Raw genomic sequence first — 12,818 nt, forward strand, 5'->3', positions numbered from 1 at the left:
AGGAGCAATTATGATTACATTGGAAAATGATTTACTTGAATTTGATATTACAGGAATTTTAGGCTATGAAATCAATCAACATATTGATTTTTATAATACTGGAGTCGAAGAAGCTTATGCTGCAATAAAAAATAAAGATGACAGAACAGCACTGTCCATTTTAAGAATATTAAAATCACAACTAGATATAGAGTATAAGTATTTTGATTCTAAAAGGTTTTGGGATTTTGGTAAATTAAATGATGCTTACAGTTATGTTGATGGTATATGTAAAGCAAGTCGAAAATTAGTTGGGGCACCAAATTATCAAAATATGAGATCCATGCTTTATGATATTCGAGATTATATGACTAGAACAAGATTTGACGATGATAGGTATTATGGAAATGTATTCGCTTTAGCTGTTGACAAATATTTAGATGAGATGACAGCCTCGGGACGTCATTCGCGTTTTGGAATATTCCTTCAAGGGATTAGAACATTTTACCATCGACCAGGAAAAGGTACAGCAAAACAATGCCTTACTCTATCTAAAGGTCTCACTCATAAAGATATAGAACCTTTTATCTTCATAGAATATATTGAGAGATATTTGCGATAATTTATATTGCATTCCGTATATCAACTGTACAAAACAATAATAATTCAAATGGTGTGAACTTTTTGGTAAAATCTAGCTCAATTTGTGTATTTTTAGGGTAAAATTCACACCATTCAACTGAAATTTATTCAAATTAGATGGAATTCTGTTTTCTGTAAATGTGGGAAAACATTGATTTTAAGCGGATATTGAAACTTATTCAAATAAAAGTGTTTCCAACCAGGTCTTAAGAAAGCTCGTAAAGCATCACAATTTAGTAAACGTTAATTCGAAAGAATTACTATACTTACAAAGAGCACCTTTCTTGGTGTTCTTTTTTTATATTTCTATACTAAATTGGTGCAATTGACACAGTTGTTGCGACTTTAGTCGCTTATAAATGTGGCTGCAAACTGGCAGAGTCAGTTGCCTCAAAACGTTAATCAATACGATTATATCAACGTTTCAAAGCACTCAAGAGTTTACCTCATGGGTGCTTTTTTTATGTTTTTTAAAAAAGTTCACCTCAAAGTTTACCTTATTTTTACCTTATTGTTTTAGAGACTTTAAGGCAAATTCACCGACTGCCATAGGGACTGCATTAGAAGTATTGACAGAAATCTGTGTTGTACCTGTGTCGCTATGTGTTAGAGCTTCGAAAATAGCTTCTAAGCTCATTCCCGCTTGTTTAGCAAGTATTACTCTTGCATGTCGCAGTTTATGAGGCGAAGCATGTTTTAATCTTGGATATTGTTTTTGTCAATAGTCTTTTGTGTTATAATGTAGAAACAATATGAAAAAAAGTATTTGTTTATATTCTGTAAATTTTACTTTGTGTAAACATGAGAAGGTTTGAATGTAGATATAATGGGAGATTGTTTACGATGATAAGTTTAGAGTTGATGTCTGAAGAAAATAGTATAGATGTCTATTCTTTTGAAATAGAAAATCGGGAATATTTTGAGCGAAATTTACCTCCTAGACCAGGTAACTATTTTGATCTAGAAGGTTTTAAGGAAATTACAAAGGAATTGTTAACGGAACAAGAGAATCATGACGCCTACATGCATCTTATTAGAGATTCACAAGGTATTGTGGTTGGAAGAATCAATTTAAATGTTTTAGAGAGTGATAGAAAAACAGCGGAACTTGGATATAGAATTGGGGAAAATTTTACTAATTTAGGCTATGCAAGTAAAGCAGTTAAACTTGTTTTAGATAAGGCGTTTCATACTTATGGTTTAGATAGAATCATTGCGGGAACGGCAATGGATAATCTGGCCTCTAAAAGAGTGCTTTTAAAAAATGGTTTCACATTTAGTAGGGTCATAGAAAATGACTTTCAAATTAATAATGAGTGGGTTCATACAGCAGTATTTGAGATAACGAATCCATAGTATCATCATTCCAAATTTACTGATAGGATAAAAGGAGTCATCAATCTTAACAGACATTCAAGAATTTTCTCTTGTATGTCTTTTTTATCTAAAAACGAAGAGTTTACCTAAAAAATTTTTTGGAATTTATCTGAATCATTTTTCGAGATTTCTAAAAGCAGTTTTTCCAACTGCTTGATTTATATTAACACGCGCTTTTGTTAGTTATTTATTTCTTTTAGTTGAGGCTCCAGAAATGGACTGTAGTAATACACCAGATTATTTTGCAATCTCATCTTTGTGTAACTCTTACTTGCATTCGGATAAACATATCGCGTTGTCCTTCTTGGATCTGAGGTTGCTCATGGATCACTTCGCAGATATAGTCGCTTATAGGAGTGTAGCCTGCTTGGGTCAAGGTTTGATGAAATGAAGGTAAGGATTTTAATTCATCGGAAAAAGAGGAGCAATAAGCAATAGCGTAATCGCCTTCGGGTAGTAATGTTTTGTTTAGGTGAGGAAGTTCGTTGGGGCTGTGGTGAAAGAGGCAGAGTTGAGTGGAAATCCAATTTTTTTGCTGGAAATCTTCTTGTTTCATAATGGATCCGACACGGCTGAAGTGAGTAAAAAAGGGACTGTAGCGGAGAATTTCTTGTTTAAAGTATCGAAGTGCGAGTTCGTATTCTTCTGAGTTCATTTGATAGATGTTTTGCTCGATATCAAAGACGAGTAGCTGTCGTTCAGGGAAAGTTGCAATTTCTAGATTTTTGCCCTTTTGTTTTTCTCCATAAATTTGTACACCAGACCGAAAGATTTCGATTTCTTGGATCTGCTTTTCAATATTCTCTTTTTCACGTAGAAGGCGTTGGTAGCGATCTTCAACAATCTGATGTAGATGGAAATGGTCTCTATCAGAAAGGATTTCTTTGATCTCTTCCAGGGAGAAATTCAACTGACGGAGGTACTGAATAGAGTCGACCAGCGAAGACTGATTGATGTGATAATAACGATAGTTGGTTTCGGGATCGATCCTATAAGGTTTTAAAAGATTGATTTGATCGTAAAACCGTAAAGTTTGGATGGAAATTTGATTGATTTTGGAAAATTCTCCGATACGTAAAATTTTTTTCATTTTTTTAAAACTCTCTATTGACTCTCTAGTTACTAGAGACATTATACTATAATTGTGAAGAAAATAACAATAAACGGAGGGTGTGCTATGAGAAATACAAAAATTCGTGCTGTTCAGTACGGCTGTGGTAAGATGTCTAAGGTTATTTTTAAATACCTTATGGATCACGGCGTGGAAATTGTAGGTGCTATTGACAATAATCCTGCTGTCGTGGGTCAAGATGTCGGAGATTTTGCAGCGCTTGGTTGCAAAACAGGAGTCATCATTTCGGATGATGCAGAGCGTGTTTTTGATGAATGCGATGCAGATATTGCCATTGTTACAATTGCTTCCTATATGCCTGAAATGTATGACTTTTTTGAAACCGCAATTAGACATGGTGTCAATATTATTACGACATGCGAGGAAGCTATTTATCCTTGGACGACTTCACCATCTGAGACGAATCGTCTTGATAAATTAGCCAAAGAATATGGCGTCACGATTATGGGGTCTGGTATGCAGGATATTTACTGGATTAATATGCCTTGTTTAGCCATGTCTGGACTGAATCACATTCAAAAGGTGAAAGGTGTTGCTAGTTACAATGTAGAAGATTATGGTCTAGCCCTTGCAGAAGCACATGGTGCGGGTTATGATGTAGAACGATTTGACAAAGAAATTGCTTCAGCAGAAAGTCTGCCTTCTTATATGTGGAACGCCGCAGAAGCAATCTGCTCCAAGATGAAATGGACTATTCGTGATATTTCACAAAAAAGTGTTCCTTATATTTTGGATGAAGATGTTTATTCGGAGACTTTGGGACGTACGATTCCAGCTGGTCAGGTGACGGGGATGTCGGCTGTAACGACTATTCACACACACCAAGGTGTCGAAATAGAAGTGGAATGTATTGGTAAGGTCTATCGTGAACATGATGGCGACATGTGCGATTGGGAAATCACTGGAGAGCCTAACCTTGTTTTCTCTGTCAGCAAGCCTGATACTGTAGCGTTGACATGTGCAACGATTGTCAATCGTATCCCGTCAGTTTTAGAAGCACCGTCTGGTTATGTGACTTCTGAGCTTGCGCGTGAATTGACCTATCCGACCTATCCGCTCCACACATATGTCGAATGGTAAAATGAATTAAAATAAAGTTTACTCGAGACTTGATTTTGAGGCGAGATGGAACTAATTTTTTGAGGTTAGTTCTAGTCTTGTCTCTTTTCCTTTCTTTAAAGAAAGCATGCAAAAAGTCTTGTTTTATGCTACAATAATACAAATAAAGTAGGATTGGAGTTAGTGATGAAAGCAATAATTACGGTTGTTGGGAAAGACAGAACAGGTATTGTGGCAGGCGTATCTGCTAAGATTGCAGAATTAGGGTTAAACATTGATGATATTTCACAAACAGTCTTGGATGAGTTTTTTACCATGATGGCTGTTGTTTCAAGTGATGAAAAGAAAGATTTTGCGGCTCTTCGTAGCGAATTTGAGGCTTTCGGACAAGAGCTCAATGTCAAAATCAACATTCAAAGCGCAGCCATTTTTGATGCCATGTACAATATCTAAGGAGTGAAGGATGGATATTAGACAAGTTACAGAAACCATTGCCATGATTGAGGAGCAGAATTTTGATATTCGGACCATCACCATGGGCATTTCACTCTTAGACTGCACCGACACAGATATTGATCGGGCGGCGGAGAAGATTTACCAAAAAATCACGACCAAAGCGAAAGATTTGGTAGCGGTTGGAGATGAAATCGCAGCAGAGCTCGGGATTCCTATCGTCAACAAGCGGGTCTCAGTGACTCCGATTTCGCTGATTGGGGCAGCGACAGACAGTAAAGACTACGTGCCTCTGGCAAAAGCTCTAGACAAGGCAGCCAAGGAAATCGGTGTTGATTTTATCGGCGGCTTCTCGGCCTTGGTCCAAAAGGGCTATCAAAAAGGTGATGAAATTCTCATTAACTCTATTCCACGCGCTTTGGCGGAGACGGACAAGGTCTGCTCCTCTGTCAATATCGGCTCAACCAAGACCGGCATCAATATGACGGCAGTTGCAGATATGGGACGCATTATTAAGGAAACAGCTCAGTTATCTGACATGGGTGCGGCCAAGCTAGTCGTCTTTGCCAATGCGGTGGAGGACAATCCTTTCATGGCGGGTGCCTTCCATGGTATCGGTGAAGCAGATGTGGTCATCAACGTCGGTGTTTCAGGACCTGGTGTTGTCAAGCGGGCTTTGGAAAAGGTCCGTGGTGAGAGCTTTGATGTGGTGGCTGAAACAGTCAAGAAAACGGCTTTCAAAATCACACGTATCGGTCAGTTGGTTGGTCAGATGGCTAGCGAGCGCCTAGGTGTTAAGTTCGGGATTGTTGACTTGAGTTTGGCTCCAACGCCAGCGGTCGGAGACTCAGTAGCTCGTGTCTTAGAAGAAATGGGCTTGGAAACAGTTGGCACTCATGGTACGACAGCGGCACTTGCCCTGCTCAATGACCAAGTCAAAAAAGGTGGGGTCATGGCCTGCAATCAGGTGGGCGGACTGTCTGGTGCTTTCATTCCTGTGTCAGAAGACGAGGGCATGATTGCGGCTGTGCAAAATGGCTCGCTCAATCTAGAAAAGCTAGAAGCTATGACAGCTATCTGCTCGGTCGGTTTGGATATGATTGCCATCCCTGAGGCGACACCAGCTGAAACCATAGCAGCCATGATTGCGGATGAGGCAGCGATTGGTGTCATCAACCAAAAGACGACAGCTGTGCGGATTATTCCGAAGGGCAAGGAAGGCGACATGATTGAATTTGGCGGACTCTTGGGAACAGCTCCGGTCATGAAGGTCAATCAGGCTTCGTCAGCTGCTTTTATCGCGCGGGGGGGTCAGATTCCAGCACCGATTCACAGTTTTAAAAATTAATAAGAAAATCAGGTCTGTGCAGACAGGCCTTTTCGATTGAACAAGGAGAAAAGATGGCAAAAACAAAATTATTTATCATTCGACATGGGAAAACCATGTTTAATACAATTGGTCGGGCTCAAGGTTGGTCGGATACTCCTCTGACAGCAGAAGGTGAGCGAGGGATTCGTGAGTTGGGAATTGGATTAAAAAAATCTGGTCTTTCCTTTGTAAAAGCTTACTCAAGTGACTCGGGGCGCACCATTCAGACTATGGGGATCGTTTTGGAGGAGTTGGGGATTACAGATCAGATTCCCTACATCTATGATAAACGTATCCGTGAATGGTGCTTTGGTAGCTTTGATGGGGCCTATGGTGGAGAACTCTTTCATGGTGTCATTCCTCGTGTTTTGAAGACGGATGACTATAAGGAACTCAGTCTGCCGGACTTGGCAAATGGCTTGGTAGAAGTGGATACTGCCGGTTGGGCAGAGCCGTGGGATAAGCTCAGTGGTCGAATTTTAGAAGGTTTTGAAGCCATTGCAAAAGATGTTGAGGCTTCAGGTGGTGGCAATGCTTTGGTGGTTAGTCATAGCATGACAATCGGAGCTTTTGCTTATCTGATTGATGAAGAGATTACAAAGAATCCTGGCGTGCAAAACGGTAGTGTGACAGTAGTGGAATACGAAAATGGCCGATTCACCATCCAGGTGTTGGGAGATATGTCATATCGCCAAGTGGGAGCAGCAATATTGGATGCTCTCTAAGGATGAGTAGATAGAAAAGTGGTATAATGAATGGAGAAAGTGGAGGTAAGAAAATGCCCAAAACGAGATTATATATCGTCCGTCATGGAAAAACCATGTTTAATACCATTGGCCGAGCTCAAGGTTGGTCGGATACCCCTCTGACAGTTGAAGGTGAACGAGGAATTCGAGAGTTAGCATTGGGTCTGAAAGATGCTGGTATAGACTTTAAGCGGGCTTATTCTAGCGATAGTGGTCGGACTATTCAAACCATGGGAATCATTCTAGAAGAGCTAGACTTGAGAGATAAGATCCCTTACCGTACAGACAAGCGCATCCGTGAATGGTGCTTTGGTAGCTTTGATGGGGCCTATGACGGTGAACTCTTTATGGGTGTTATGCCCCGTGTCTTTCATGTCGAACATGTTCATCAACTTAGCTATCCCGAATTAGCAGAAGGATTGGTAGAAGTGGACACAGCGGGCTGGGCAGAATCTTGGCCTAAACTCAGTGGCCGTATTTTAGATGGTTTTGAGAGTATTGCTAAAGAAGTTGAGTCGCTAGGAGGAGGAAATGCTCTGATTGTCAGTCATGGTATGACGATTGGAACCTTCGCTTGGTTGATTGACCACGCAACACCTCGAGGTTTAGGTTTGCACAACGGCAGTGTAACTGTAGTGGGCTACGAAGATGGTAAGTTTACGATTGACCGGATTGGTGATATGTCTTATCGTGAAGTGGGAATTCATTTGATCAATCAAGAAGAATAAAGAATATTATAGAATATTATAGAAAAGTCGAATTTTCGGCTTTTTCTTTATCAGAACACTTGTTTTTTCTTTTGTTATGTGATATATTTATAACACGGATGTGATATATTTATAACATAACAGGAGGTTTTGCCATGAAAATAAGTCAAAAACTAGTCTTGTTACTACCTTTGTGGATTCTGGTCTTATGCGGAGATTGGGCGGTTTTATCTGGGGTTGTTCGATTTAGCTTGCTGCAAAAGTTAATATTGATTGGTGGTACAGGGATTGGTCTATTTTTTACTACTTGGGGTGCTTTAAAAAGCAAACAAAATGAAGTTAGGGAAAGGCAGAGCTTCTCTATTAAAGAAAAATTAAATGGAGTCCTCGTTTTATCTGCTTCGTCCATCTATACTCTAGGCATCTGGCTCAGTACGCCATCTGCAGGTCTTTTAAAGGAAACAGTGATGGCAGTAGGTCTTCTAGTGCAGCTGATTTTTCTTGCTTACTTTATCTCAAGAAAAGCAGATGAAGAAGCAGATGAGCGTTTTTATGCAAATCTATCTAAGGCTGCCATGACAGCATTTGCTAGCAGTATCATCTTTCTGCTAACCCTAGCCTTGCTTTTAACGATTGTGAGGGGGCTGTATGTTCCAGGAGGTATCTTTTTTATAGTGGCTGGTATGCTGGTCTTGCTTTTCAATTTTGTATTCATGTATTTGGAAAGTAGAGGGGCATGATGGGGAAAGCAAGCAATCTTATTACAAGTTTGAAGTTTACTCGTGAGGCTCGTGGCATGACCCAGCAAGAGTTGGCAGAGCGTATCGGTGTCAGGCGAGAGACCATTTTGCATTTAGAAAATAATCGTTACAATCCCTCTCTTGAAATGGCTCTAAAAATTGCACAAGTCTTTGATTTGAAGATAGAGGATCTATTTGAGCTGAAAGAATAATTTAACCAAGATTCCTATAGAAACTCTTGACAACTATATCGTACTGCGATATAATATTTATGTCGAGATCCGATATATCGAAGTGAAAGGTAGATGCGAAGATGAGTGGATTGACAGAAAAGCTCCGGCGAGTCTATGTGCCGATGACGGAGACGGGATTCTATATTCTCTTTTGTCTCCAGAAAGAAAGACATGGCTACAGTATTACTCAAAAAGTCAAGGAATTGACAGAAGGTCAGTTGTCAATTAGTCCAGGAACCATGTATGGAACCTTGTCCAAAATGGAAAAGGATGGTCTGATTGTTTTTGTTCGCGAGGAAGAAAAGAGGAAACTCTACCAGATTACAGAACTTGGACAGAAGATTTTAAGCTTGGAAATCCATCGGATTGAGCGCCTTTACCGCAATAGTAAGGAGGATGTTTGATGGAAATGAAAGTCGTCTACAGGATCTTCACCATTGCAGACTATGATAGAGAAGCGGCCTATTTTAAAAAGATGCATGGCCAGGGCTGGAAGTTGAAAAAAGTAAGTTATTCTCCTTTTCTTGTTGCGGTTCGCTATACTTTTGAAAAGACTTCACCTCAGGAAATGGCCTATCAGTTAGATTTTCGCCCTATAAAGAAGGCGGAGCGTGACTCCTATTATCAACTATTTAAAGATTGTGGTTGGGAGCATATTACAAACTTTAATCAATTTTCCTATTTCCGCAAGCCAGCTTCTCAGCTTGATGCGGAAAGTGACCTTGAGATCTATAATGATGCCTGGTCTAAGCTAGAAATGGTCAAGCGTTTGCTTATATGGCGGTTTTTGCCAGCCCTTGTATCTTTGTTTTTTGCTACTTATTTAGTTTTAAGTGTAGCTCAAAAAGGTTCAGATGTAAGTTGGCCTGTAAAGTGTGCCTTACTAATAGATACTGTATTATTGCTCATTTTATTTGGTCAACTGGTTCATATCGGCTTGAGTTTCTGGAGAATGAAGCAGGAGCTCAAGAGCTGATGAGCCCCTTATCAACTGTTTTTTATGAAAGTGAGGATAATGATGAAAAAAACGATAATTGAAGTTCAGGGCTTGAAAAAGAAGTTCAAGGAACAAGAAGCCTTGGCAGGGATTGATTTTTCCATCCAAGAAGGAGAGATTTTTGGTTTTCTAGGACCGTCTGGATCAGGAAAAACCACGACCATTAATATCTTGACTGGGCAACTTAAGGCAGATGCTGGAACAGCTCATGTGCTGTCTGAAACGGTTGAGGATTTAAAGGTAGAAGTCCTAGAGCAGATTGGGATTGTCAGTGATACGAGTGGCTTTTATGAGAAGATGTCGCTCTACAACAATCTCAAGGCATATGCTATGATCTTTGGTGTTGATATGAAGAAAGTTGATGAGCTTCTTCAAAAAGTGGGGCTCTATGATAGTCGCAACAAGATAGCTGAAAAATTATCTACAGGTATGAAACAACGGATGCTATTGGTCCGTGCCTTGATTAATCAGCCTAAATTGCTCTTTTTGGATGAGCCGACCAGTGGTTTGGACCCGTCAACTTCCCGGACAATCCATGATTTGCTACTGGAACTAAAAGCTCAGGGAACAACTATTTTTCTGACGACACATGATATGCAGGAAGCTACTCTTTTGTGTGATCGCTTAGCTTTGCTGCATAAGGGTGAGTTAGTCGAAGTGGGTAGCCCGCATGAGATTATCCAAAAGTACAATACAGATAAGAAAGTTCGTTTAGAATATGTAGATTTGACGACGAAGACAGTTATCTTTGAGGAACTACAAGGAGGCGTAGATTTGTCAAATGTTATCAGTATTCATTCTTGCGAACCAACTTTAGAAGATGTTTTCATTACTTTGACAGGAGGAACCTTAAATGTCTAATAAGTTAAAAGGGATGATTTGGCTGAGGGGCCAAGCGACATTAGCTAATAAAAGTGTTTTTTTACAAGTTCTCATGCCGGTCTTCTTTATTCTTCTCTATAAATTTATGTTTTCTCTGAATGGAGCAGGACAAAAACTAGGAGCAGATAGACTGGCTACGATGCTACTCAATATCTCCCTGCCATTTTCCTTAGCCTTGGCTATTGGGACGCCTATTATCATCATTCTAGCTGAGGAGAGAGAAAAACATAATTTGCAAAGCTTGCGCTTGGCAGGTGTGACAGCTGGTCAATACATTCTTTCAGCTTTAATCTGGCCAGTGATTATTGGGATTTTTTATATCATCATCACCCCGATTTTGGTAGGAGCTAAGCTTTCTAATCAGGTATTCAGTTATGGTTTGGTTCTCTTATTGACCATGTTGGTCTTAATTTTCTTCTTTTTAATGGTTGGCTTGCTTTGTAAAAATCAAGTTATGGCACAATCCCTTAGTGTTCCAGCCATGCTCTTGGTAGCTTTTATTCCTATGTTTTCAAATATGAGCGAGGATTTATTTAAAGTTCTTCGTTATAGCTTTTTAGGTTTATTTACTAGCTATATGAGAGATTGGTCTCATTTCCATTTATGGAGTGGAGAACTTTTGGCTCTCGTTCTCTGGCTACTTCTTTTTGCAGGAATTTCTTTCTACTTAATGAGAAACCTGAAAGTCTTGGATGATTAAACTAGGTCTTTAGATCGATTTTTAGCACTCTTGAAAAAAGAGTGCTAATTTTTTGAGTTTTTGTCTTGACTTTAGTGCAAAAGAGTGTATAATAGAATCATAAGTTAGCACTCATGTTATTAGAGTGCTAATAAAATTGATCTGAATTGGAGGTGGAATTTTGGTAACAAAACGTCAAAATGAGATTTTAAATTTGATTATTGATATCTTTACCAAGACTCACGAGCCAGTTGGATCAAAAGCCCTGCAAGACTCTATCAAATCTAGTAGCGCCACTATTAGAAATGACATGGCTGCTCTAGAAAAACAGGGGTTGCTAGAAAAAGCGCATACGTCTAGTGGGCGTAAGCCTAGTGTGGCAGGGTTTCAATACTTCGTCAAGCATTCGCTGTCTTTTGATCGACTTGCTGAAAATGAACTCTATGAAGTTATCAAGGCTTTTGATCATGAGTTTTTCAATTTGGAGGACATTCTTCAACAGGCAACCGATCTTCTAGCTAAACTGAGTGGATGCACCGTTGTTGCGCTGGATGTAGAACCCAGTAGGCAACGATTGACTGCATTTGACATCGTAGTGCTCAGTCAGCATACGGCTCTAGCAGTCTTTACACTGGATGAGTCCAATACTATTACCAGTCAGTTTATGATCCCACGAAACTTCCTCGGAGAAGATCTGGATAAGCTTAAAGGCTTAGTAAGGGAGCGCTTCTTGGGTCAGACAGTGCTGGATATCCATTACAAGATTCGAACGGAAATTCCGCAGATTATCCAGCGTTATTTCACTACGACGGACAATGTCATTCAGCTATTTGAACATATCTTCGGTGATATTTTCAAGGAAAATGTCATGCTTTCCGGCAAGGTTCAGTTGTTGGAATTTTCGGATCTGGCGACTTACCAGTTTTTTGATAATCTGCAGAAAGTAGCTTTCGAGATCCGCGACAGCTTGGCCGAGGATCAGATGCAAAGCGTACGCGTGGCAGATAGCAGGGAAAGCTGTTTGGCTGATTTGACACTGATTTCCAGCAAATTCCTGATTCCATATCGAGGATTTGGGGTGTTGGCGGTGGTTGGTCCAGTCAATCTTGACTACCAGCGGCTGGTCAGCCAGATGAATGTTGTCAACTGCGTGCTGACCATGAAATTGACCGACTTCTATCGCTACCTTAGTAGCAATCATTATGAAGTCCACTAATACAGTATAATCATTCCTAAAAAGGAGGTGCCCTGTGGCAAAACATAAACAAGAAGAACATCCAGAAGATGTAGAAGTAAAAGAGGAAGCTGTAGAAACAGCTGAGCAGACTGAATCAGAAAGTCCTGAAAAATCTGAATTAGAACTAGCCTATGAGCGAGCAGAAGATTTTGAAAACAAATATCTTCGTGCTCATGCAGAAATGCAAAATATCCAGCGCCGTGCCAATGAAGAACGCCAGCAATTACAAAAATATCGTAGCCAAGATTTAGCAAAAGCAATCTTGCCTTCTTTGGATAATCTTGAGCGCGCATTGGCAGTTGAAGGATTGACAGATGATGTCAAAAAGGGACTGGAAATGGTGCAGGAAAGCTTGATTCATGCTCTCAAAGAAGAGGGAATCGAAGAAATTCCAGCTGATGGAGAATTTGATCATAACCATCATATGGCTATCCAGACAGTTCCTGCTGATGACGAGCATCCAGCAGACACCATCGCACAAGTCTTTCAAAAAGGCTACAAACTCCATGAGCGTGTCCTTAGACCAGCAATGGTGGTGGTTTATAACTAAGATATAGAGTCCGTAAAAAGCTCACAGTAAAAATAG

The 12,818-nt window shown here is 39.9% G+C and carries 16 protein-coding genes and 1 pseudogene; 15 read left to right on the top strand and 2 right to left on the bottom strand.

Features of this window, described 5'->3' with window-relative positions; all coding sequences use genetic code 11:
* Positions 1–10 precede the first annotated feature (10 nt).
* Positions 11–601, top strand: a complete 591-nt coding sequence (locus HMPREF9182_RS07820) for a hypothetical protein (RefSeq protein ID WP_009444030.1) — start codon at positions 11–13, stop codon at positions 599–601.
* Positions 602–1,129: 528 nt separating this feature from the next.
* Here HMPREF9182_RS07820 and HMPREF9182_RS11085 read toward each other — a convergent pair.
* Positions 1,130–1,339: pseudogene (locus HMPREF9182_RS11085) on the bottom strand (site-specific integrase); the annotation flags it as partial.
* A 125-nt stretch (positions 1,340–1,464) separates the two neighbouring features.
* Here HMPREF9182_RS11085 and HMPREF9182_RS07830 point away from each other — a divergent pair.
* Complete coding sequence (locus HMPREF9182_RS07830; RefSeq protein WP_009754835.1) at positions 1,465–1,977, top strand: GNAT family N-acetyltransferase; 513 nt, start codon at positions 1,465–1,467, stop codon at positions 1,975–1,977.
* 271 nt (positions 1,978–2,248) lie between these two features.
* Here HMPREF9182_RS07830 and HMPREF9182_RS07835 read toward each other — a convergent pair whose 3' ends face one another.
* Positions 2,249–3,088, bottom strand: coding sequence for a MerR family transcriptional regulator (locus HMPREF9182_RS07835; protein WP_009443730.1), 840 nt, complete (start codon positions 3,086–3,088; stop codon positions 2,249–2,251).
* Between the two features lie 87 nt (positions 3,089–3,175).
* Between HMPREF9182_RS07835 and HMPREF9182_RS07840 the strand changes: the two genes are divergently transcribed.
* The 13 genes from HMPREF9182_RS07840 (at position 3,176) to grpE (ending at position 12,782) form a co-directional block, all read left to right on the top strand.
* The gene (locus HMPREF9182_RS07840; protein WP_009443575.1) at positions 3,176–4,210 is read left to right on the top strand and encodes an NAD(P)H-dependent amine dehydrogenase family protein; all 1,035 of its coding nucleotides are present in this window, start codon (positions 3,176–3,178) and stop codon (positions 4,208–4,210) included.
* A gap of 165 nt (positions 4,211–4,375) precedes the next feature.
* Entirely contained in the window at positions 4,376–4,642 is a 267-nt protein-coding gene (locus HMPREF9182_RS07845; RefSeq protein WP_009754642.1) for an ACT domain-containing protein, read from the top strand.
* A 10-nt stretch (positions 4,643–4,652) separates the two neighbouring features.
* Entirely contained in the window at positions 4,653–5,990 is a 1,338-nt protein-coding gene (locus tag HMPREF9182_RS07850) for a PFL family protein (RefSeq protein WP_009443368.1), read from the top strand.
* 53 nt (positions 5,991–6,043) lie between these two features.
* Positions 6,044–6,736, top strand: coding sequence for a histidine phosphatase family protein (locus HMPREF9182_RS07855; RefSeq protein WP_009754393.1), 693 nt, complete (start codon positions 6,044–6,046; stop codon positions 6,734–6,736).
* A gap of 53 nt (positions 6,737–6,789) precedes the next feature.
* Positions 6,790–7,485, top strand: a complete 696-nt coding sequence (locus tag HMPREF9182_RS07860; protein WP_037603108.1) for a histidine phosphatase family protein — start codon at positions 6,790–6,792, stop codon at positions 7,483–7,485.
* 134 nt (positions 7,486–7,619) lie between these two features.
* Positions 7,620–8,204 carry a DUF3796 domain-containing protein gene (locus HMPREF9182_RS07865; RefSeq protein WP_009443162.1) on the top strand — a complete coding sequence of 195 codons (585 nt, stop codon included), beginning with the start codon at positions 7,620–7,622 and terminating at the stop codon, positions 8,202–8,204.
* Positions 8,204–8,416 carry a helix-turn-helix transcriptional regulator gene (locus HMPREF9182_RS07870; RefSeq protein ID WP_037602807.1) on the top strand — a complete coding sequence of 71 codons (213 nt, stop codon included), beginning with the start codon at positions 8,204–8,206 and terminating at the stop codon, positions 8,414–8,416. Before HMPREF9182_RS07865 ends, HMPREF9182_RS07870 begins: the two co-directional genes overlap by 1 nt.
* A 101-nt stretch (positions 8,417–8,517) precedes the next feature.
* Positions 8,518–8,841, top strand: coding sequence for a PadR family transcriptional regulator (locus HMPREF9182_RS07875; protein WP_009755062.1), 324 nt, complete (start codon positions 8,518–8,520; stop codon positions 8,839–8,841).
* Positions 8,841–9,413, top strand: coding sequence for a DUF2812 domain-containing protein (locus tag HMPREF9182_RS07880; RefSeq protein ID WP_009443301.1), 573 nt, complete (start codon positions 8,841–8,843; stop codon positions 9,411–9,413). Before HMPREF9182_RS07875 ends, HMPREF9182_RS07880 begins: the two co-directional genes overlap by 1 nt.
* Positions 9,414–9,455: 42 nt before the next feature.
* The gene (locus HMPREF9182_RS07885; RefSeq protein WP_009754833.1) at positions 9,456–10,295 is read left to right on the top strand and encodes an ABC transporter ATP-binding protein; all 840 of its coding nucleotides are present in this window, start codon (positions 9,456–9,458) and stop codon (positions 10,293–10,295) included.
* A complete protein-coding gene (locus HMPREF9182_RS07890) occupies positions 10,288–11,016 on the top strand; it encodes an ABC transporter permease (RefSeq protein ID WP_009754260.1) in 729 nt (242 codons plus the stop codon). The genes HMPREF9182_RS07885 and HMPREF9182_RS07890 overlap by 8 nt, the downstream gene beginning before the upstream one ends.
* Positions 11,017–11,176: 160 nt before the next feature.
* Entirely contained in the window at positions 11,177–12,211 is a 1,035-nt protein-coding gene (gene hrcA, locus HMPREF9182_RS07895) for a heat-inducible transcriptional repressor HrcA (protein WP_009443329.1), read from the top strand.
* A 34-nt stretch (positions 12,212–12,245) separates the two neighbouring features.
* Complete coding sequence (gene grpE, locus HMPREF9182_RS07900) at positions 12,246–12,782, top strand: nucleotide exchange factor GrpE (protein ID WP_009443819.1); 537 nt, start codon at positions 12,246–12,248, stop codon at positions 12,780–12,782.
* The last annotated feature ends 36 nt before the right edge of the window (positions 12,783–12,818 follow it).

Origin of the sequence: Streptococcus sp. oral taxon 056 str. F0418 (assembly GCF_000220065.1) — a bacterium.
Lineage (GTDB): Bacteria > Bacillota > Bacilli > Lactobacillales > Streptococcaceae > Streptococcus.